The organism is Pseudomonas sp. L5B5 (assembly GCF_020520285.1).
Taxonomy (GTDB): domain Bacteria; phylum Pseudomonadota; class Gammaproteobacteria; order Pseudomonadales; family Pseudomonadaceae; genus Aquipseudomonas.
The window spans coordinates 5,233,819-5,255,000 of record NZ_CP084742.1; the positions used below are offsets into that span (position 1 = coordinate 5,233,819).

Here is a 21,182-nt window from a genome sequence, read left to right on the forward strand (position 1 = left end):
GCCGGCGAACTTACCAGATCAAATCAGAGCGCGCTACTCCCGGTTGTCGAGCCCCTGTCCCGCTTGGCCCGCAGGGACGGGAAAAGCCTCATATGGCTTTCTGACCGCCTCGTTCAATGATTGATTTTAGTCAAAGCTGAAGGTTCCGCTGCTTGTGCATGAAGCTGCGCGCAGGAGCCCTGGTACGCCTCCGGGTTCTCGTGATCTTCACAGCATGGGTAGAATCGGGTTTTCGCTCCCCTTGGATGAAGGAAGGCCAATGGCTCTGCCCTACAGTGCGCGCAGTCGCGCTATCGAACCTTTCCATGTCATGGCCTTGCTGGCCCGGGCCAACGAACTGCAAGCGGCAGGGCATGACGTGATTCACCTGGAGATCGGCGAGCCGGATTTCACCACCGCCGAGCCGATCATCCAGGCCGGCCAAGCGGCCCTGAGCGCCGGCAAGACGCGCTATACCGCGGCCCGGGGCATTCCCGAGCTGCGCAGGGCGATCTCCGGGTTCTACCAGCAGCGCTATGGCCTGGATATCGACCCCGAGCGAGTCATGATCACCCCGGGTGGCTCTGGAGCCCTGCTGCTGGCCAGCAGCCTGCTGGTGGACCCCGGCAAGCACTGGTTGCTCGCGGACCCTGGATATCCGTGCAACCGGCATTTCCTGCGTCTGGTGGAAGGGGCTGCGCAACTGGTTCCGGTCGGGCCGGAAGTGCGTTACCAGCTGACACCGGACCTGGTGGAACGCTACTGGGACCAGGACAGCGTCGGAGCCCTGGTGGCTTCCCCGGCGAACCCTACCGGCACGGTGCTCAGTCGTGACGAGCTGGCGGGTCTGTCGACCGCGGTCAAGGCGCGAAATGGTCACCTGGTGGTGGACGAGATCTATCACGGGCTGACCTATGGCATCGATGCGGCCAGCGTCCTGGAAGTGGATGACAGCGCCTTTGTCCTGAATAGTTTTTCCAAGTATTTCGGCATGACCGGCTGGCGCCTGGGTTGGCTGGTGGCTCCCCAGGCCGCGGTCGGTGAGCTGGAAAAGCTGGCGCAGAACCTGTACATCAGCGCTCCCAGCATGGCCCAGTATGCCGCCCTGGCCTGCTTCGAACCTCGGACCATCAGCATTCTGGAGGAACGTCGCGCCGAGTTCGGACGGCGCCGGGACTTCCTGCTGCCGGCCCTGCGCGAGTTGGGATTCGGTATCGCCGTGGAGCCTGAAGGGGCCTTCTACTTGTATGCCGATATCAGCGCCTTTGGCGGCGACGCCTTCGCCTTCTGCCGGCACTTTCTGGAAACCGAGCACCTGGCCTTCACCCCGGGCCTGGACTTCGGCCGCTACCAGTCGGGGCACCATGTGCGTTTTGCCTATACCCAGAGCCTGGAGCGCCTGCAGGAAGCGGTCGAGCGCATTGCTCGTGGCCTGCAGAGCTGGCAAGGCTGATGCGTTTCGATCCTCCCCTGGAAGAGGGGCGTCTGGTGCGTCGTTACAAGCGCTTTCTGGCCGATATCGAAACCCTCCACGGCGAGCAGTTGACCATCCACTGTCCCAACACCGGCTCGATGCTCAACTGCATGGTCGAAGGTGGGCAGGTGTGGTTCAGTCGCTCCAACGACCCCAAGCGCAAGCTCCCAGGCACCTGGGAAATCGGTGAAACCCCGCAGGGGCGCCTGGCCTGTATCAATACCGGGCGTGCCAATCGGCTGGTGGAGGAAGCACTGCAGGCCGGGTTGATCGGGGAGTTGCGAGGCTTCACCGGGCTCAAGCGCGAGGTGGCGTATGGACAGGAGAACAGCCGCATCGACTTTCGCCTCGACTACCCGAATGGCTCGGCGTTCGTCGAGGTCAAGAGTGTCACGCTGGGTTTCGATGGTTCGTCCGTCGCGGCCTTCCCCGACGCAGTGACCCTGCGCGGCGCCAAGCACCTGCGGGAACTGGCGACCTTGGCCCGCGACGGCGTGCGCGCGGTGCAGTTGTATTGCGTCAACTTGTCAGGCATCGAGGCGGTGCGCCCGGCCGTGGAAATCGACCCCGGGTACGCCGCGGCGCTGCGCGAGGCGGTAGCGGCGGGAGTCGAGGTGCTGGCCTATGGCGTGCATCTGACGCACCAGGAGATATCCATCGATCGGCGCCTCGAGGTGCAGCTCTAGCAGACCGTTGAAAACGTAGGCAAGGCAGTCAGCGCAAGGCAAGAACAGGCGAAAAGCGCAGTTTACCAGTGGTAAATGAGCATTTTGAGCGTGTTTTTAACGCAGCGATTGCAACGCAGGCAGTTTTTCAGCGGCCTGCTAGAGGTCGACCCAGATCCCCTGGCTGTCCTCGCGGCAGTCGATGGCCTGAAGGAACTGGCCGGCACAGGGACCGGCCACGCACTCGCCGCTTTCGATCAGGAACAGTGCGCCATGGGTGGCGCACTGGATCAGGCTGTGGCTGGGGTCCAGGAACTGATCGGGTTGCCATTCCAGAGCGACGCCGCGATGAGGGCAACGGTTGCTGTAGGCATACGCTCGGTTTTCACGCCGCACGACCAGGAGCTTCACGCCCTCGATCTGAAAGCCCCGGCTGCCGGCTTCAGGCAGTTCGCTACCGGCGCAAAGAAATTTCATGGCTATCCTCTCGGTCCTAAGGCTCTGGTGTTGGCCTGCCAGGGGTTTTCTGCGGTTGCAGAAGGAAATACGCCGACGCTTGACGGTCAAATGAAAACAATTATCAAATGGCCGTCCCGCTCACTAAGGGGCGCTTGCCATTTCGATGCCTGGCCCGCCAGGCGTGTCACATGGACAACTGCTTCACGGGCCCACTTCTATAAAGGAAATGTTCTTATGCGCCTGACTGCCAGCGCCTTAGCGTTCTGTGCCGGATTGCTGGGGAGCCATTGGGCCGCCGCCGAGGAAGCGTCGCAGCGTTGGGTCAGTGCCGGAGGCGCCTTGTCCGAGTGGGTGGTTGCCTTGGGTGCAGAATCGAGACTGGTGGGGGTCGACACCACTAGCCAGCACCCGGCCTCGCTCAAGGCTCTGCCCAGTATCGGCTACCAGCGTCAGCTGTCGGCAGAGGGGATCCTGAGCCTGCGGCCAGAGGTACTGGTGGGGACCGAGGAAATGGGACCGCCACCGGTGATCTCGCAGATTCGCAGCTCGGGCGTCAAGGTCGAGCTGTTTTCTGCCCAGGCTGACCTGCCGACCTTGCAGCGTAACCTGCAGCACCTGGGGCAGTTGCTGGGGCGTGAAGAGCAGGCCGGGCAACTCTTCCAGCGCTATCGACAGCAACTCGACGAGCAGCAGGCCTGGGTCGGCCGGGCCAAGGCCAGGCAGTCGGCTCCCGGGGTATTGCTGGTGCTGGGACACGCTGGTGGCAAACCGTTGATCGCAGGCAAGGACACTGCTGCAGACTGGCTGCTGCAACAGGCCGGCGGGCACAACCTCGCGACCCATACCGGCTACAAGCCTTTCTCGGTGGAGTCCCTGGCGGGCCTGAGTCCGGATGTGCTGGTGTTTTCCGACCGCAGCCTGACCGGCGAGGCGGCCCGCGCCGCGTTGCTCAAGGAAAACCCGGCGCTGGTGGCCACCAAGGCGGTCAAGGCCGGGCGAATGGTCGAGCTGGACCCTACCTTGCTGGTCGGAGGCCTTGGCCCGCGTCTGCCTGAGAGCTTGAAGCACCTGGCGACGACTTTTTATCCACAGGCCAAGCCGGCCCAATGAGTCGTCTGGTCCAGCCACGCACGCTGTTTCTCGGCCTTGGGGTCCTGTGTCTTCTGGCTACCTGGCTGTCCCTGGCCCTGGGGCCGGTGAGCCTGCCGCTGTTCGATACCTTGCGGGCGGCCCTGAGAATGCTCGGTCTACCGATCGACGGACAAGGCCTGGAGCAGGCGGAGCTGATCCTTGGGCAGATCCGCTTGCCCCGGACCTTGCTTGGCCTGGCCGTCGGTGGGGTCCTGGCGCTGTCGGGCGTGGCGATGCAGGGCTTGTTTCGCAATCCCCTGGCAGACCCCGGGCTGGTAGGGGTATCCAGTGGCGCGGCCCTGGGTGCCGCCATCGCTATTGTCGGTGGGTCGATGTTCGGTGGCCTGCCGGAGGCGCTCGGCCCCTACCTGTTGTCACTCTGTGCCTTTCTCGGCGGGTTGGGGGTCACGGCGCTGGTCTATCGCCTGGGGCGGCGCAATGGCCAGACCCATGTGGCAACCATGCTGCTGGCGGGGATTGCCCTGACCGCCCTGGCCGGTTCTGCCGTAGGGCTGTTTACCTATCTGGCCGATGACACCACCCTGCGTACCCTGACCTTCTGGAACCTGGGTAGCTTGAACGGAGCCAGCTATCAGCGCCTGTGGCCCCTGTTGCTGGTAACCCTGGCTGTCGCCCTGTGGCTGCCACGACGGGCCAAGGCCCTGAATGCGCTGTTGTTGGGAGAGTCGGAGGCCAAGCACCTGGGCGTCGATGTCGAGGGGCTCAAGCGCGAACTGGTGTTCTGCACCGCCCTTGGAGTAGGCGCGGCTGTCGCGGCAGCGGGCATGATCGGTTTTGTCGGACTGGTAGTGCCGCACCTGGTGCGCCTGCTGGCCGGGCCTGACCACCGGATACTGCTGCCCGCTTCGATCCTGGCAGGAGCCAGCCTGTTGCTACTGGCCGATCTGGTCGCGCGCCTGGCGCTGGCTCCAGCGGAGCTGCCCATCGGTATTGTCACTGCTTTTCTTGGCGCCCCCTTCTTTTTGTATCTATTGCTGCGAGGGCGCGCCTGATGCTTCGCGTGGAGAATCTGCACGTCCGGCGCGGCGGCAAGGACGTGCTGGCAGGCATTGACTTGCAATTGTCACCTGGAGAAGTGCTGGGAGTGCTGGGTCCCAATGGGGCCGGGAAGAGCAGCCTGCTGGGGGCCTTGAGTGGCGAGTTGGTGGCCCGCGAGGGGCGGGTGCTGCTGGATGAACGCGAGCTGGCGCACTGGGAGGGGGGCCAGCGTGCCCAGCGCCTGGCGGTACTACCGCAGGCATCGAGCCTGGATTTCGCCTTTCGGGTCGAAGAAGTGGTGGGCCTGGGGCGTCTGCCCCACCAGAGCGGTCGAGCACGTGATGAAGAGATAGTCGCTGCGGCCCTCGAGGCGGCTGATGTGGCGCACCTCTGTGGGCGCAGCTACCTCGCCCTGTCCGGGGGCGAGCGCCAGCGGGTGCACCTGGCCAGGGTCCTGGCACAACTGTGGCCGGGTCAGGCGGGGCACAACCTGCTGCTCGACGAACCCACTTCGGCACTCGATCCCTTGCATCAGCACGTTACCTTGCAAGCCATCCGGGCGTTCGCCGACCGTGGTGTGGCGGTGCTGGTGATCCTCCATGACCTGAACCTGGCAGCACGTTATTGTGATCGGGTGTTGTTGCTCGAAGGCGGGTGCCCTCATTCTGTGGGCACCCCGGCTGCCGTGTTGCGAGCCGAGCCACTCAAGGCCGTGTTCGGCCTGGAGGTCCTGGTGCAGGAACATCCGGAACGCGGACATCCGTTGATCATCGCCCGCTGACGTGCAGCCTGGAGGGATTTCGATGCGTGCGCACCTGTTGGTGCTGGTCCTGCTGCTGGCGGGATGCCAGGGCACCACGCCTATCTTGCCGCCGCCTGTGGAGACGCCGCCGGGCAGCATCGTCGATCTGCGTACGGGGCAGGCGCTTGCACCTGAGGCGCTTGCGGTGCTCCTGGCTCAGGCACCGCGAGTGATCGTCGGTGAGCAGCATGACAATCCCGATCACCATTCGGTGCAATTGTGGTTATTGCGTTCGTTGGCCAGTCAACGTTCCCAGGGCAGCCTGCTGCTGGAGATGCTCAACCCTGCTCAACAAGCGAGCGTCGACGCCACCAAGGTGTCGATCAATGGGGCGCGGTTGCCTGATGACTTGCCCGGATTACTGGCCTGGCAGCCGGGCTGGGACTGGAGCCTCTATGGCCCGCTGGTGGGGTATGCCCTGAAGCAGCCCTATCCTCTGCTCTCTGCCAATCTGGACCGTGAGGAAGTGCGCAGTATCTATGGCCGGGCTCCGGCTTTGCCAGGCGCTCGAGTCAATGCCAGGGCGGTGACTGAGGCCTTGTCCGAACAGATTCTCCAATCCCACTGTGGTTTGCTGCCGCAGGCCCAGGTACCGGCCATGCTGGCCGTGCAGCAGCAACGTGATCGCCGCATGGCCGAGCGACTGCTTGCGGCGCCAGCGCCTGCGTTGTTGTTTGCCGGAGCCTTTCATGCCCGCAAGGATCTGGGAGTGCCCCTGCATCTGGCTGAGCTGGGACGGCCAGGGGACGCTATGGTGCTGATGCTGGCAGAGCGGGGCAGCGTGGTGAGTCGGACAGAGGCTGATGTGGTCTGGTTTACCCCACCTCAGCCTGAGCAGGATTACTGCGCGCGACTCAAGCGCTGACAGGACGGTTTTCAGCGGACAAAAAAAGACCCGGCAGAGCCGGGTCAAATAACCGTGATTAGCCTGATGAGGAGATAATCTGAGAGTCCGAACCACTGGTCTTCCAGGTTATCGACTGATCTCGCGACCAGTTGTGATAATCATAACGATTCTCATTTCGATGTCAATGAAGTGCTTTCCACTTTTTGCATATTTCGCCAAACGCTTGTTTGAATCGGCGCTCCAAGTCCTTTCATTCCTTGTCGTTGAGCGTCATGAGGCGGATCACTTCCCTGTTCAACTGATTGATGCGTCTGGCCATGCTCTCGATCAGGCTGCGGGCGATTCGCGGGTTACTCTCGGTCAGGCTGAGAAACTGCTCCCTGGGGATCAGCATGACCGTGGTCGGTTCGCTGGCGATCACACTGGCGCTGCGTTTCTCACCGGTGAATAGCGACATTGCCCCGAATATCTCGTCCTTGGGCACGTCGCCCACCTTGTGCCCGTCGACGAAGGCCTGCGCATGCCCTTCGACTATCACGAATACATGGTCTGCTTCATCCCCCTGGGTAATCAGCACTTCGCCTTCCTGCACGCGCTTGAAGCCGTTGTGGCTGCGCAACTGTGGCGGTTTCAGGCGGGCAACGGCATCCGAGAGCAATGCGGTCTGGCCGATCAGGTATTGCAGCAGCAGTTCCGAGCGCTGTTCGTCGGCATAGATGTGCCGAAACACGTCGGCCCTCAGGTAGGGGATCAACTGGAGCGGGGCATCGCAACTCAATAGCCAAAGGGGATGCTCGATGCCGCGGCGCAGGCCCACCAGGTCGCCTTCATGCAGGTAGAACAGCGGGCGATCCTCGACACTGGCCTGGATCACACCGCTTTCCAGCAAGTACAACTGGTGGCCGGGCAGGGCGCCGGAAAGGTCCTCCATGGCTTCAAGTTCCAGCGTCGGCCCGCTGGACGCCAGGCCTTCGAGCAGCTGCACAGGGATATTCTGCAGGCGATTGATCAAGGCATCGGCGTAGGCCGGTTGCTCTCCCAGTAGATACATAGAGGTGCGCCAGTCAGTTCTTTGGACGAGTGGAAATGGCATCCAGCTGTTTGTTCAGGGCCTCTTTGCGTTCGGCGGGAAGGTCATTCCAGTGCATGTCCATCAGGGCCCCCTCGATGGCGTAGAGCAAGACCTTCGAGGCGCGAAAACCACGGGTCCGCACGGCCCTGTAGGCGTCCACCGCCCCCAGGCGACGTAGGTCCGAAGCGCTATGGATGCCCACTGCATGCAGCCACTGTGCGGATGTCTTGCCGAGATTCTTCAAGTGTTGCAGTTCATCATTCATCAAGCCTCCTGGCGTTGGCCGAATGGTGAGTGGACAACCTCAAAGGAGTGTAGCGCTCAGCAGAAAACGCGCTGTGCTTTGGTCGGGTTCCGTGCAAATGCTTCTAAGGCGGGTCATTTACCGTTTGAGTAGCGAAGCCAGGGCAGCACGCAACAGAAGGGGGCAGCGTCATGAGCGCAGTCCGGCGCAGAGCGAGACGCCGGACGCAGAGGGGGGAGATCAGCGGGTGTGATACCGCAGGCGGGTGCCGAAATTGACCGACATCAGAATCTCGTCGGCCGTCAGTTCCACCGGGAAATAGGCGCCGGAAATCTGCGCGTGGGCAAGGCTTGCGCCTTCCATGCAGGCGCTCCTGAGATCCAGGCCACGCAGGTCGGCAGAGCGGAAATAGGCATCGGTGAAGTCGATGCCTTGGGCATTCAGCTCGCGCAGGTCCAGGCCGCGGAAGTCGCCACCGCGCATATCGATGGAACCGTCGTTGGGGCGCTCACGGTTGAACCCCGTGATGTCGTCCTTGTGCAGCAAGGCGAAAAGCGCAGTGTCGAGAAGTTTGGGTTGGCTCATGGCGACATCACCAGTGTTGGATTTATGACGCCAGTATAGTGCCACTATTTTTCAGCCGTGAAGTCTTTGCCACTTCACGGCTGAAATAGTGGGTCAGAGGCCAGGCAGGCGCTGGCGAATGTTGGCGACCAGGGCGTCCAGGCTGCCGCTTTCGTTGGTCTCGACGCGCTTGCTGCGCAGCAGCTCCTCTTCTGTCAGCGCTTCACGCGTGGCTTGCTGCTCGGCGATCACTGCCAGGGTGGCATCGGATGGATCGTTCTGGTCGGCTTGACGCTGGGCCAGCCAACTGGCGATGACCGCCTGAGGAGCGCTGCAGTCGATGATCAGGCATGGCGTACCGGTGGCTTCGGCAACCTGGGCGGCAGCATCACGCTGGGCACGCTTGAGGTAGGTAGCGTCGATGACAACCGGGAAGCCCGCGCGCAGGATGATTTCGGCGATTTGATGCAGGCGGTCATAGGTCTTGCTGCTGGCTTCGCTGCTGTAGATTCCTGCGTGCAGGTCGTTGGCTATCTGCTGCTCGCCGAACAGGCGCTTGCGTTCGACGTCGGAGCGCAGGCGAATGGCGCCGAGCGCGTCGACCAGGCGCATCGCCACATGGCTCTTGCCGACCGCCGAAACCCCCGAGGTGATGGCGAGGAAGCGCGATGGGATGGTGCTGTAGCTCTCTGCCAGGTTGGCGTAGTTGCGGTACTGGCGCAGGGTGGTCGCGCGCTGCACGGGTGTGGCGTCGGCGGGCATGCTGAACAGGCTGACCTTGGCACGTACCAGGGCACGGTAGGCCTTGTAGAAATTGAGCAGTTCCAGGCCCTGGTAGTCGCCGGTCAGCTCCAGATATTGGCTGATGAAGCGCCGCGCCAGGCTTTTCAGGCCACGGTCTTCCAGGTCCATGGCGAGGAAGCCGGTGTCGGCGTACACGTCGGTGAAGCGGAAGGGCTCGTTGAATTCGATGCAGTCGAAAATCACCACTTGGCCATCGATGAGCGTGGCGTTGCCCAGGTGGATATCGCCGTGGCACTCACGAATGAAACCGTCGCTCTTGCGCTGGGCCAGCAGGGGTTTGAGGCGTTCGAAGCTGGTTTCGGCCCAGGCCTCCAGGGCTTCAAGCTGTTGCAGGTCGGCCTTGTCGCTGAGGAACGGGCGGATCTGTTCGAAGTTCTGGCGCACGGGTGCCATCACGCTGTCCGCAGTCCCGGCTTCATGGCTGGCGGGCACTTTGGGGGCGCTGAGGTGGAACTGGGCAATCTGGCGGGCCATCTGGTCGATGTGCGCGGTGGTCAGTTCGCCGTTGGCCTGCAGGGTGCTCAGCAGTTGGCTCTGGGGGAACTGGCGCATTTTCAGCGCGTAGTCGATCACCGGTCCCTCTCCGCCCAGTACCGGTGCCTCGCTGCTGCCGGTGATCGGCAGGACTTCCAGGTACAGGTCTTCGGTCAGGCGCTGGTTCAGGCGCAGTTCTTCGCCGCAGAAATGCTCGCGTGCGTCCAGGCTGGTGAAGTCCAGGAAACCGAAGTTGACCGGCTTCTTCACTTTATAGGCAAAGGGGCCAGTGAGCAGAACCCAGGAGATATGGGTTTCGATGACCTGAAACCCGTCTACGGGATGAGGGTACAAAGCGGGGTTTTGCAGGGCAGCGATCAGTGACTGGCTCACAGGCGATCCTTCAGAGTGGGGAAAATCAAGGGCGTTATTATGGCCGCTGGAGACGCCAAGGCAAACCTCGGTTGGCGCATGTTGATGATGAATCAAAGTGCGTATAATCCGCCGCCATGACTCGTACCCGATCCCCCCGTTCTGCAAAAAAAACTCCCTTTGGCGGCCTGCGCCCCTGGCTGGGCTGGGCGCTCAAGCTCAGTCTGGTGGGCCTGGTAGTGATCGCCGGCTTTGCGGTCTACCTCGACGCCGTGGTCCAGGAAAAGTTTTCCGGCAAGCGCTGGACCATTCCGGCCAAGGTGTATGCGCGCCCGCTGGAGCTGTTCGTCGGACAAAAGCTCAGCAAGGATGACTTCCTGACGGAGCTGGATGCCCTGGGCTATCGCCGCGAAAGCGTGGCCAATGGTCCTGGCGCGGCGTCGGTCAACGGCAATGCCGTTGAACTGAATACCCGCGGATTCCAGTTCTACGAAGGTTTGGAGCAGGCCCAGCCGGTGCGTGTGCGGTTCTCCGGTGACTATGTCGCCGAGCTTTCCGGCAGCAAGGGGGCGAAGTTGGCAGTGGTGCGTCTGGAGCCCCTGCTGATTGGCGGCCTGTATCCCAAGAACCTCGAAGACCGGATCCTGATCAAGATCGACCAGGTTCCGCCATACCTGCTGGAAACCCTGGTCGCGGTGGAAGACCGGGACTTCTACTCGCACTTCGGGGTTTCGCCGAAGTCGATTGCCCGGGCAGTCTGGGTCAACACTTCGTCGGGTCAGATGCGCCAGGGTGGTAGCACCCTGACCCAGCAGTTGGTGAAAAACTTCTTCCTGACCAACGAGCGCAGCCTGTCGCGCAAACTCACCGAGGCGATGATGGCCTTGTTGCTGGAGCTGCATTACGACAAGCGCGAGATCCTGGAGGCCTATCTCAACGAGGTTTTCGTCGGCCAGGATGGCCAGCGTGCGGTGCATGGCTTTGGTCTGGCCAGCCAGTTCTTCTTCAGCCAGCCGCTGTCCGAGCTCAAGCTGCACCAAGTGGCGCTCCTGGTGGGCATGGTCAAGGGGCCTTCCTATTACAATCCGCGACGTTACCCGGAACGTGCCATGGAGCGGCGCAACCTGGTGCTCGACCTGCTGGCCCAGCAGGGCGTTGCGACGCCCGAGCAGGTCGAGGCCGCGAAGAAGATGCCCCTGGGGGTGACCAAGCGCGGCAGCCTGGCCGATAGCTCGTTCCCCGGTTTCCTCGACCTGGTCAAGCGCCAGTTGCGCGAGGACTATCGCGATGAAGACTTGACCGAGGAAGGGCTGCGGATCTTCACCAGTTTCGATCCGATCCTGCAGATGAAGGCCGAGGCTTCGGTCAACGATACGTTCAAGCGTCTGGCCGGGCGCAAGGGGGCCGAGGACGTCGAGGCGGCGATGGTGGTGACCAACCCGGAAACCGGTGAAGTGCAAGCCATGATTGGCAGTCGCCAAGCCAGCTTTGCCGGATTCAACCGGGCCCTGGACGCAGTGCGGCCGATCGGCTCGCTGATCAAGCCCGCGGTCTACCTGACGGCCCTGGAGAAGCCCAGCCAGTACACGCTGACCAGCTGGCTCTCGGACGAGGCCTTTTCGGTCAAGGGCGCAGATGGCCAGGTGTGGAAACCACAGAACTATGATCGCCGCAGCCACGGCACGGTGTTCCTGTACCAGGGGCTGGCCCATTCCTACAACCTGTCCACGGCGCGGCTCGGCCTGGAAGTGGGGGTGCCGAATGTCCTGAAAACCCTTGGTCGCCTGGGCGTTACCCGCGAGTTCCCGGCATTTCCATCCATGCTGCTGGGGGCAGGGGGCATGAGCCCGATTGAGGTGGCCACCATGTACCAGACCCTGGCCAATGGTGGTTTCAATACGCCGATGCGCGGGATTCGCAGCGTGCTGACCGCTGAAGGTGAACCGCTCAAGCGTTATCCCTTCCAGATCCAGCAGCGTTTCGATGCCGGTTCGATCTACCTGATCCAGAGCGCCATGCAGCGAGTGATGCGCGAAGGTACCGGGCGTTCGGTGTACAGCGTTCTGCCCAACAGCCTGACGCTGGCCGGCAAGACCGGCACCAGTAACGATTCCCGTGACAGCTGGTTCGCAGGCTTCAGCCAGGATCTGTTGGCGGTGGTCTGGCTGGGTCGCGATGACAACGGCAAGACCCCCTTCACGGGAGCGACCGGGGCCTTGCAGGTCTGGACCAGTTTCATGCGCAAGGCCGATCCGCTACCGCTGGACATGCCGCAACCGGATAACGTGGTCCAGGCCTGGGTCGATTCGCGTACCGGGCAGGGCTCCGATGCCAACTGTCCGGGGGCTGTGCAGATGCCGTATATTCGCGGCAGCGAACCGCCTCCCGGCGCTGCTTGCGGTGGAGATACCCCGGCAGGTGGCGAGTCGGTGATGGATTGGGTCAAGGGCTGGATGAACTAAGCAATGAGGATTTGACGTGAACAAGTGGTGGGTTCCAGCTATTACAGCTCTTGCGATGCTCAATGGTTGCGCCAGTGTGCAGCGCGGCTCCATTCCCGTCGTGGACTCGAGCACAGCCGTGTCCAACAACGAGCGGATTTCTGCTACCGGGGGCTTCCGCCAGACGACGATCAAGCGTCCGGCGCAAGCCCAGGCCCGAGCCATTCCCGAGGATTCGGGCGTGGTGGTCATGGTGCCGGGTGGTGGTGGCGCGACGACCTCGGCGCCGATCAGTACCTCGCCGATCACCCCGGGGCCGGTCAGTTCCGGTCCTATTACCCCGGGCCCGGTGGATGGCTCGAACTACCAGCCCGCACCGATCACCCAGGGCTCCTACAACCTGCCCGCGACTCCGAGCGGCATTCCCTCGGCCCGTGCCGGTGGCCTGTCGGCGGACGAGCAATTGGATGGCCCGGTGCTGGCGCTGTTGACGACTGCCCAGCAGCAACAGTCCGGTGGTGACTTGAATGGCGCATCCTCCAGCCTCGAGCGTGCCCAGCGGGTCGCGCCGCGTGAGCCCCAGGTGTTGTACCGCCTGGCCCAGGTGCGGATGGCCCAGGGTGATGCTCCGCAAGCCGAGCAATTTGCTCGCCGGGGCCTGAGTTTCGCCAATGGTCGTCCTGATCTGCAGGCAAGCCTGTGGGAACTGATCGCCCAGGCGCGCGAGAAGCAGGGGGACGCCGCTGGCGCTGCCCAGGCTCGGCAGAAAGCCCGGGTGTCGCTGTGATGGATTCGCGTTTTCCCAGGATCGCCGAGCAACTGTTGCTGATCGAGCGTGAACTGCGGCTCCAGGGGCTATGGGACGATGTTTCTCCCAGTGCCGAGGCCCTCGCCAGTACCCAGCCTTTTGCGGTCGATACGTTGGAGTTCGAGCAGTGGCTGCAATGGATTTTCCTGCCGCGCATGAAGATGATTCTTGAGCAGGATCTGCCGCTGCCCAGTGCCTCTGGAATTCAGGAAATGGCCGAGGTGGTGTTCGCCACCCGTGTCATGCAGGGGCGCGATCGGCAGTTGCAAGTGCTGCTCAAAGAGTTCGATCAACTGATCGTCGCTACCCATTGATGCAGGGCTGCCAGGGCCCTGGCAGCCTCCCTCCAATTGTCTTCGCAGGCTTTTCCTGCTCTGGTCGCTCCATGGCCGGAGTCCAGGCGTCCGCTTGCGGTTCCTGCTGTGGTGAATGTATCAGCCTTTCAGGGGCTGATCAGTCGTTGGAGGGACAAAGTCAACGTTCATGTTTATGAGTTTCTTGCGGAAAATCGCGCAATTGAAGCGTGAATTTACCCTGGTTTTGGGCTTTTTATTGCGTTTTCATGAGCTTAGTTCGAATTAGCCACATAGACGACTTGACTTGCCGGGGACGAAACAGAAGAATCCAAAGTCCGCTGTAGAGGGACTGCCAGAAGCAGACCCGCTCAGCAGATCATGAGGTGCACATCCGCACCGAAGTGCTACACCCGCAACGCGTTACCTCGCGCTGGGTGGGAAACCCCCGCAACACTTTGGGGCGTTCCCAATGCTTGCTCAGTCAGTGCTGACGTAGTCGGCGACCACCGTCGCTCATGCTCTGCTGAGAAGTAAACCTATTAAGACCCGCTCCCTTTTGAGGGCGGTATTCTGGCGTTTTAGAGGTGAACAACGTGGAGCTTTTATCTGGCGGTGAGATGCTCGTCCGCTTCTTGCGTGACGAAGGCGTCAAATATATCTACGGGTACCCAGGTGGTGCTCTCCTTCATGTTTACGATGCCCTGTTCAAAGAACCGGAAGTGACCCACATCCTGGTTCGGCATGAACAAGCGGCGACCCATATGGCTGACGGCTATGCCCGTGCCACCGGTAAAGCCGGCGTGGTACTGGTGACTTCCGGCCCGGGCGCGACCAATGCCATCACTGGCATTGCCACCGCCTATATGGACTCGATTCCAATGGTGATCATTTCCGGCCAGGTGCCCAGCACCATGGTAGGTACCGACGCGTTCCAGGAAACCGACATGATCGGTATCTCCCGGCCGATCGTGAAGCACAGCTTCATGATCAAGCACGCTTCGGAAATCCCGGAAGTCATGAAGAAGGCCTTCTACCTGGCGCAATCCGGTCGTCCTGGTCCGGTGGTGGTCGATATCCCCAAGGACATGACCAATCCGGCTGAGAAGTTCGAATACGTTTTCCCCAAGAAAGCCAAGCTGCGCTCCTACAGCCCGGCTGTTCGCGGTCACTCCGGACAAATCCGCAAGGCGGCAGAAATGCTCCTGGCGGCCAAGCGTCCCGTGCTTTATGCAGGCGGCGGCGTGATCCTCGGTGGCGGTTCTGCACCGCTGACCGAACTGGCCAAGATGCTCAACCTGCCCGTCACCAACACCCTGATGGGTTTGGGTGCCTATCCGGGAACCGATCGGCAGTTTGTCGGCATGCTCGGCATGCATGGTAGCTATACCGCCAACCTGACCATGCATCATGCCGATGTGATCCTGGCCGTTGGTGCACGCTTCGACGATCGCGTCATCAACGGTGCGCCGAAATTCTGCCCGAATGCCAAGATCATCCATGTCGACATCGACCCGGCCTCCATCTCCAAGACCATCAAGGCCGACGTGCCGATCGTGGGTCCGGTTGAGAGTGTCCTGAGCGAGATGATCGCGGCCCTCAAGGAAATTGGCGATACCCCGAACAAGGAGACAGTCGCCAGCTGGTGGAAGCAGGTCGATGAGTGGCGCGGTGACCGCGGCCTGTTCCCCTACGACAAGGGCGACGGCAGCATCATCAAGCCTCAGACCGTGATCGAGACCCTGTGTGAAGTCACCAAGGGCGATGCCTTTGTGACCTCCGACGTGGGTCAGCACCAGATGTTCGCGGCGCAGTACTACAAGTTCAACAAGCCCAACCGCTGGATCAACTCCGGCGGCCTGGGCACCATGGGGTTCGGTTTTCCGGCGGCCATGGGCGTGAAGTTGAGCTTCCCTGATCATGATGTCGCCTGCGTCACTGGCGAAGGCAGTATCCAGATGAACATCCAGGAACTGTCCACCTGCCTGCAGTACGACCTGCCAGTCAAGATCATCAGCCTGAACAACGGTGTACTGGGCATGGTGCGGCAATGGCAGGACATGAGCTATGGCAGCCGCCACTCGCACTCCTACATGGAGTCGCTGCCTGACTTCGTCCGGTTGGTCGAGGCCTACGGTCATGTGGGCATTCGTGTCACCGACCTGAAGGACCTGAAGCCGAAGATGGAAGAAGCGTTCGCCATGAAGGATCGCCTGGTATTCCTTGATATCCAGGTCGATACCAGCGAGCACGTCTATCCGATGCAGATCAAAGACGGCTCCATGCGCGATATGTGGCTGAGCAAGACGGAGCGTACTTAATATGCGGCACATCATCTCCTTGCTTCTGGAAAATGAACCGGGCGCCTTGTCTCGTGTTGTAGGCCTGTTCTCGCAACGCAACTACAACATCGAAAGCCTGACCGTGGCACCCACCGAAGACCCGACACTGTCGCGTCTGACGCTGACCACGGTCGGTCATGACGAGGTCATCGAGCAGATCACCAAGAACCTGAACAAGCTGGTCGAGGTGGTCAAGCTGGTGGACCTGTCGGAAAGTGCTCACATCGAGCGCGAGCTGATGCTGGTCAAGATCAAGGCTACTGGCGCCCAGCGCGCCGAGGTAAAACGTACCACCGATATTTATCGTGGGCAGATCGTGGACGTCAGCGCTAGCGTTTATACCGTGCAATTGACCGGTACCAGCGACAAGCTCGACAGCTTCATTCAATCGGTCGGCACCGCATCGATTCTGGAAACCGTACGCAGTGGCGTCACCGGGATTGCCCGTGGCGACAAAGTACTGAGCATCTAATTCAAATTAGCGAATGGCCTGAAGGGCCTGATATAGGGGAAGTTGATGAAAGTTTTCTACGATAAAGATTGCGACCTGTCGATCATTCAGGGCAAGAAAGTTGCCATCATCGGCTACGGTTCCCAGGGTCACGCTCAAGCTTGCAACCTGAAAGATTCCGGCGTCGACGTAACTGTTGGCCTGCGTAAAGGTTCGGCCACCGTTGCCAAGGCCGAAGCCCATGGCCTGAAAGTCAGCGACGTGGCTTCCGCAGTTGCCGCTGCCGACCTAGTCATGATCCTGACCCCGGATGAGTTCCAGGGCGCTCTGTACAAGAACGAAATCGAGCCGAACATCAAGAAAGGCGCCACCCTGGCCTTCTCCCACGGCTTCTCGATCCACTACAACCAGGTTGTTCCGCGTGCCGACCTCGACGTGATCATGATCGCGCCGAAGGCTCCGGGCCACACCGTTCGCTCCGAGTTCGTCAAGGGTGGCGGCATCCCTGACCTGATCGCCATCTACCAGGATGCTTCGGGCAATGCCAAGAATGTTGCCCTGTCCTACGCCGCTGGCGTGGGTGGCGGTCGTACCGGCATCATCGAAACCACCTTCAAGGACGAGACTGAAACCGACCTGTTTGGTGAACAAGCCGTTTTGTGCGGCGGCACTGTCGAGCTGGTCAAAGCCGGTTTCGAAACCCTGGTCGAAGCTGGCTATGCGCCAGAAATGGCCTACTTCGAATGCCTGCATGAACTGAAGCTGATCGTTGATCTCATGTACGAAGGCGGTATCGCCAACATGAACTACTCGATCTCCAACAACGCCGAGTACGGTGAATACGTGACCGGTCCAGAGGTCATCAACGCCGAATCCCGTCAAGCCATGCGCAATGCCCTGAAGCGTATCCAGGACGGCGAATACGCGAAGATGTTCATCAGCGAAGGTGCCACCGGCTACCCATCGATGACCGCCAAGCGTCGTAACAACGCAGCTCATGGCATCGAGATCATCGGCGAGCAACTGCGTTCGATGATGCCGTGGATCTCTGCGAACAAGATCGTCGACAAAGCCAAGAACTGAGTTCGAGTCTTGTCAGGGAAAACGCGGCCTAGGCCGCGTTTTTTCGTTTGGAAGGATAGGTTCTGGTATAAAGCAGGCTCCTTTGTGACCGAACCGTGGTCCCGGGTATCTGTCGAAACTTTTCCACCGTTGCAAGGTAATGTCCATGAGCGAACGTCCCGAAGAGCCAAACCAGGCCTCTGACGCCGAAAGCCTGCTACCGATCGATGAGCATGTCGAAGAAGGACATGACGCTGAGGGCCGTAAAGTCCGGCATCGTGGTATCTATCTTCTGCCGAATCTGTTCACCACTGCGAACCTGTTCGCAGGGTTTTATTCCATCATCAGTTCCATGAGTGCCCAGAGCGCCTTGAGCGCCGGGGATGCTGCTGGAGCAAGCAAATATTTTGCCTTTTCGGCTATCGCCATCTTTGTTGCGATGGTGCTCGATGGCCTGGATGGGCGTGTTGCCCGGATGACCAATACCCAGAGTGCTTTCGGCGCCGAGTACGACTCCTTGTCGGACATGGTGGCGTTCGGGGTTGCCCCGGCGTTGCTGGCCTTTGGTTGGGCGTTGGGGGACATGGGCAAGGTCGGCTGGATGGTTGCCTTCATCTATGTGGCGGGCGCCGCCTTGCGCCTCGCGCGTTTCAATACCCAGGTGGGCACTGCCGACAAGCGTTACTTCATTGGCCTGGCCAGTCCGGCAGCGGCGGGTGTGGTCGCGGGGATCGTCTGGGCATTCAGTGACTACGGTATCCAGGGCTCGAAGATGTCATTCCTGGTAGCGCTGATCGTCGCAGCCGCCGGCATGCTGATGGTCAGCAATATCAAGTACAACAGCTTCAAGGACCTGGATCTCAAGGGGCGGGTGCCGTTTGTGGCTATCCTGGCTGTGGTGCTGGTCTTTGCCGTGGTCTTCAGTGATCCACCACGTGTGCTGCTGCTGGTGTTCCTGGCCTATGCGGCATCCGGACCGATCCAGTACCTGCTGCACCTTCGTCGTCGCAATAACGTAGAGTGATGTAATTTCCCCCATACTCCGCAGTCTATTGGTGCATCTATCCTCCAATACTGCGGAGTTGCCATGTTGTTCAAATTCCCCAAGTCCTCCGACTGCAAGGCGGTGGATATCACCCCCGAGTCCTTCTATCTTTCCCGGCGTGCCCTGTTGGGCGGCGCTGCTGTGGGCATTGCCGCAGCCGCATTGCCGCGCTGGGGGAGAGCAGGCGAGGCGGGGCGCTACGCCGATGTCGAACCAGGACGGATGCCAGCGTGGTTCGCGGAAAAATTGCCTGCGACTCGCTGGCAGGCGGTAGTTGCAAGGGGGGAAGCTGTCACGCCCTTCAAGGATGCGACGCACTACAACAACTTCTATGAGTTCGGCACCGACAAAGGGGATCCTGCGGCCAATGCCGGGGGGCTGAAGACTGAACCCTGGAGCGTGGTGGTGGACGGAGAGGTGGCCCGTCCAGGTCGTTATGCGCTCGAGGATTTCATCAAGCCCTACCAGTTGGAGGAGCGCATTTATCGTCTGCGTTGTGTCGAGGCCTGGTCGATGGTGATTCCCTGGCTCGGATTTCCCGTTTCTGCATTGCTCAAGCAGGTCGAGCCCACTAGCAAGGCCAAGTTCATTCGCTTTGAAACCTTGCAGGATCCAGAACACATGCCGGGACAGCGTTCCGGTTTTGCCTTGATCGACTGGCCTTATGTCGAAGGGTTGCGGCTTGATGAGGCAATGAATCCGTTGGCGATTCTGGCGGTTGGAATGTATGGCCGGGAACTGCCCAACCAGAACGGCGCGCCGCTGCGACTGGTGGTGCCCTGGAAGTATGGTTTCAAGAGTGTGAAATCCATCGTGCGTATCAGTCTGGTCAGCGAGCAGCCCAAGACTACCTGGCAAAGTATCGCAGCTAATGAGTATGGCTTTTATGCGAATGTGAACCCTGCGGTCGATCATCCTCGTTGGACGCAGGCACGAGAGAGGCGCCTGCCTAGCGGGTTGTTCAGCCCCAACATCCGCGAGACCCAGATGTTCAATGGTTACTCGGAGGAGGTCGCTTCTATATATAGCGGCATGGACCTTGGGAAGAACTACTGATGCGTCATTCGTTATGGCGCATCGGCGTCTTCATGACCGTCATGATATGGCCTTTGTATTGGTTGTATGAGGCCTGGGCTTTGCTGCTTGGGCCTGATCCGGGCAAGGTTCTGGTTGACCGGTTGGGGCTGGGTGCTCTGGTGCTTTTGTTGCTCACTCTGAGCATGACACCGTTGCACAAGTTGACGGGGTGGCCGGGTTGGATTGCGGTGCGGCGGCAGTTGGGGTTGTGGTGCTTTGCCTATGTGGTGTTGCACCTGAGTGCCTATGGCGTGTTCATTCTGGGCTTGGACTGGTCGCAGCTTGGCGTGGAGCTGCGCAAGCGGCCTTACATTCTTGTCGGCAGCCTGGGGTTCCTACTTCTATTGTCATTGGCGGTGACATCCAATCGTTACAGTCAGCGACGTTTGGGGGCTCGGTGGAAGAAACTGCATCGCCTGGTCTATTTCGTCTTGGGGCTCGGGTTGTTGCATATGCTGTGGATTGTCCGGGCCGACTTGAGGGAGTGGGCTGTCTATGCCTCTTTGGGGGCTGTATTGATGCTGTTGCGACTGCCGCCTGTGGCGCGGCGTATTCCTCGGCTGATGGCTCGCAAGGCCTCTTCTGCAACAAAAGCGTAATTAAGTGTTGACGGCAGATTCTACAGGTCTATAATTCGCCCCACTTCCGGCGCAGTCGAAACGGAAAACTCCTTGAGATTCAATGAGTTACACGGTTTTCGACAGCGGTAACGCTTCAGTTCATCGAGGCCAAGAAGGAGCTGATAAGGCAGCGTTTTCGCCTTGTTAGCGTTTCGATCCTCTCGATCGAAAGCGGATAAAAAGAGGTGTTGACAGCAGCGTGTAACGCTGTAGAATTCGCCTCCCGCTGACGAGAGATCGGAAGCGCAAGTGGTTGAAGTTGTTGAAGAAATCTTCGAAAGCTTCTGAAAATAATCACTTGACAGTAAATGAGGCTGCTGTAGAATGCGCGCCTCGGTTGAGACGAAAGCTCTTAACCAACCGCTCTTTAACAACTGAATCAAGCAATTCGTGTGGGTGCTTGTGTAGTCAGACTGATAGTCAGAAAGATTATCAGCATCACGAGTGACCATGCGAGAAATCACATAGTCATTTGAGATTGCTGAGCCAAGTTTAGGGTTACTTAAAAACCCAAGCAGTATTGAACTGAAGAGTTTGATCATGGCTCAGATTGAACGCTGGCGGCAGGCCTAACACATGCAAGTCGAGCGGATGAAGTAAGCTTGCTTACGGATTCAGCGGCGGACGGGTGAGTAATGCCTAGGAATCTGCCTGGTAGTGGGGGATAACGTTTCGAAAGGAGCGCTAATACCGCATACGTCCTACGGGAGAAAGCAGGGGACCTTCGGGCCTTGCGCTATCAGATGAGCCTAGGTCGGATTAGCTAGTTGGTGAGGTAATGGCTCACCAAGGCTACGATCCGTAACTGGTCTGAGAGGATGATCAGTCACACTGGAACTGAGACACGGTCCAGACTCCTACGGGAGGCAGCAGTGGGGAATATTGGACAATGGGCGAAAGCCTGATCCAGCCATGCCGCGTGTGTGAAGAAGGTCTTCGGATTGTAAAGCACTTTAAGTTGGGAGGAAGGGCAGTAAGCTAATATCTTGCTGTTTTGACGTTACCGACAGAATAAGCACCGGCTAACTCTGTGCCAGCAGCCGCGGTAATACAGAGGGTGCAAGCGTTAATCGGAATTACTGGGCGTAAAGCGCGCGTAGGTGGTTTGTTAAGTTGGATGTGAAAGCCCCGGGCTCAACCTGGGAACTGCATCCAAA

20 protein-coding genes and 1 rRNA gene (1 of these 21 running past the window's edge) are annotated in these 21,182 nt (G+C 60.3%); 16 read left to right on the top strand and 5 right to left on the bottom strand.

Translation table 11 applies throughout. The annotated features are described in order from the left end of the window. The first annotated feature begins 259 nt into the window (after positions 1 to 259). Both LGQ10_RS23960 and sfsA read left to right on the top strand, forming a co-directional pair. Positions 260 to 1,432 carry a pyridoxal phosphate-dependent aminotransferase gene (locus LGQ10_RS23960; protein WP_226523394.1) on the top strand — a complete coding sequence of 391 codons (1,173 nt, stop codon included), beginning with the start codon at positions 260 to 262 and terminating at the stop codon, positions 1,430 to 1,432. Then, on the top strand, positions 1,432 to 2,139 hold the full coding sequence (gene sfsA, locus LGQ10_RS23965; RefSeq protein ID WP_058433565.1) for a DNA/RNA nuclease SfsA: 708 nt from the start codon (positions 1,432 to 1,434) through the stop codon (positions 2,137 to 2,139). Before LGQ10_RS23960 ends, sfsA begins: the two co-directional genes overlap by 1 nt. Before the next feature lie 138 nt (positions 2,140 to 2,277). On the opposite strand, the gene LGQ10_RS23970 is transcribed toward sfsA, so the two are convergent. After that, positions 2,278 to 2,595 carry a Rieske (2Fe-2S) protein gene (locus LGQ10_RS23970; protein WP_226523395.1) on the bottom strand — a complete coding sequence of 106 codons (318 nt, stop codon included), beginning with the start codon at positions 2,593 to 2,595 and terminating at the stop codon, positions 2,278 to 2,280. A 216-nt stretch (positions 2,596 to 2,811) separates the two neighbouring features. Between LGQ10_RS23970 and LGQ10_RS23975 the strand changes: the two genes are divergently transcribed. From LGQ10_RS23975 to LGQ10_RS23990, 4 genes are read left to right on the top strand one after another with little or no spacing between them, the layout of a single operon-like run. After that, entirely contained in the window at positions 2,812 to 3,687 is an 876-nt protein-coding gene (locus LGQ10_RS23975) for a heme/hemin ABC transporter substrate-binding protein (RefSeq protein ID WP_226523396.1), read from the top strand. Beyond that, entirely contained in the window at positions 3,684 to 4,721 is a 1,038-nt protein-coding gene (locus LGQ10_RS23980; RefSeq protein WP_058433562.1) for a FecCD family ABC transporter permease, read from the top strand. Before LGQ10_RS23975 ends, LGQ10_RS23980 begins: the two co-directional genes overlap by 4 nt. Then, positions 4,721 to 5,488: a heme ABC transporter ATP-binding protein gene (locus tag LGQ10_RS23985; protein ID WP_226523397.1), complete on the top strand. Its 768-nt coding sequence runs from the start codon at positions 4,721 to 4,723 to the stop codon at positions 5,486 to 5,488. The genes LGQ10_RS23980 and LGQ10_RS23985 overlap by 1 nt, the downstream gene beginning before the upstream one ends. A 22-nt stretch (positions 5,489 to 5,510) precedes the next feature. After that, on the top strand, positions 5,511 to 6,374 hold the full coding sequence (locus LGQ10_RS23990; protein ID WP_226523398.1) for a ChaN family lipoprotein: 864 nt from the start codon (positions 5,511 to 5,513) through the stop codon (positions 6,372 to 6,374). 232 nt (positions 6,375 to 6,606) lie between these two features. On the opposite strand, the gene LGQ10_RS23995 is transcribed toward LGQ10_RS23990, so the two are convergent. The 4 genes from LGQ10_RS23995 to LGQ10_RS24010 form a co-directional block, all read right to left on the bottom strand. Then, positions 6,607 to 7,407, bottom strand: coding sequence for a Crp/Fnr family transcriptional regulator (locus LGQ10_RS23995; RefSeq protein ID WP_226523399.1), 801 nt, complete (start codon positions 7,405 to 7,407; stop codon positions 6,607 to 6,609). 13 nt (positions 7,408 to 7,420) lie between these two features. Beyond that, positions 7,421 to 7,693, bottom strand: a complete 273-nt coding sequence (locus LGQ10_RS24000; RefSeq protein ID WP_085600571.1) for a TfoX/Sxy family protein — start codon at positions 7,691 to 7,693, stop codon at positions 7,421 to 7,423. A 219-nt stretch (positions 7,694 to 7,912) separates the two neighbouring features. Continuing rightward, positions 7,913 to 8,257, bottom strand: a complete 345-nt coding sequence (locus LGQ10_RS24005) for a pentapeptide repeat-containing protein (RefSeq protein WP_226523400.1) — start codon at positions 8,255 to 8,257, stop codon at positions 7,913 to 7,915. Between the two features lie 93 nt (positions 8,258 to 8,350). Then, positions 8,351 to 9,907, bottom strand: coding sequence for an AAA family ATPase (locus LGQ10_RS24010; protein ID WP_226523401.1), 1,557 nt, complete (start codon positions 9,905 to 9,907; stop codon positions 8,351 to 8,353). A gap of 116 nt (positions 9,908 to 10,023) precedes the next feature. Between LGQ10_RS24010 and mrcB the strand changes: the two genes are divergently transcribed. The 10 genes from mrcB to LGQ10_RS24060 form a co-directional block, all read left to right on the top strand. Further along, entirely contained in the window at positions 10,024 to 12,348 is a 2,325-nt protein-coding gene (gene mrcB, locus LGQ10_RS24015) for a penicillin-binding protein 1B (RefSeq protein WP_226523402.1), read from the top strand. Between the two features lie 16 nt (positions 12,349 to 12,364). Continuing rightward, the gene (locus tag LGQ10_RS24020) at positions 12,365 to 13,114 is read left to right on the top strand and encodes a tetratricopeptide repeat protein (RefSeq protein WP_226523403.1); all 750 of its coding nucleotides are present in this window, start codon (positions 12,365 to 12,367) and stop codon (positions 13,112 to 13,114) included. Further along, complete coding sequence (locus LGQ10_RS24025) at positions 13,114 to 13,449, top strand: YqcC family protein (RefSeq protein WP_058436624.1); 336 nt, start codon at positions 13,114 to 13,116, stop codon at positions 13,447 to 13,449. The genes LGQ10_RS24020 and LGQ10_RS24025 overlap by 1 nt, the downstream gene beginning before the upstream one ends. A 575-nt stretch (positions 13,450 to 14,024) precedes the next feature. Further along, entirely contained in the window at positions 14,025 to 15,749 is a 1,725-nt protein-coding gene (locus tag LGQ10_RS24030) for an acetolactate synthase 3 large subunit (protein WP_058436626.1), read from the top strand. Position 15,750: 1 nt separating this feature from the next. Beyond that, complete coding sequence (ilvN, locus tag LGQ10_RS24035) at positions 15,751 to 16,242, top strand: acetolactate synthase small subunit (protein WP_058436623.1); 492 nt, start codon at positions 15,751 to 15,753, stop codon at positions 16,240 to 16,242. Between the two features lie 45 nt (positions 16,243 to 16,287). Beyond that, positions 16,288 to 17,304 (top strand): ketol-acid reductoisomerase, encoded by a 1,017-nt coding sequence (gene ilvC / locus LGQ10_RS24040; RefSeq protein WP_226523404.1) that lies wholly within the window; start codon positions 16,288 to 16,290, stop codon positions 17,302 to 17,304. 145 nt (positions 17,305 to 17,449) lie between these two features. Next, the gene (pssA, locus tag LGQ10_RS24045) at positions 17,450 to 18,307 is read left to right on the top strand and encodes a CDP-diacylglycerol--serine O-phosphatidyltransferase (protein ID WP_058433427.1); all 858 of its coding nucleotides are present in this window, start codon (positions 17,450 to 17,452) and stop codon (positions 18,305 to 18,307) included. Between the two features lie 63 nt (positions 18,308 to 18,370). Beyond that, complete coding sequence (msrP, locus tag LGQ10_RS24050; protein ID WP_226523405.1) at positions 18,371 to 19,384, top strand: protein-methionine-sulfoxide reductase catalytic subunit MsrP; 1,014 nt, start codon at positions 18,371 to 18,373, stop codon at positions 19,382 to 19,384. Beyond that, positions 19,384 to 20,004 carry a protein-methionine-sulfoxide reductase heme-binding subunit MsrQ gene (gene msrQ, locus LGQ10_RS24055; protein ID WP_226523406.1) on the top strand — a complete coding sequence of 207 codons (621 nt, stop codon included), beginning with the start codon at positions 19,384 to 19,386 and terminating at the stop codon, positions 20,002 to 20,004. The genes msrP and msrQ overlap by 1 nt, the downstream gene beginning before the upstream one ends. 543 nt (positions 20,005 to 20,547) lie before the next feature. Then, positions 20,548 to 21,182 (top strand): 16S ribosomal RNA (locus tag LGQ10_RS24060) (it continues 902 nt past the right edge of the window).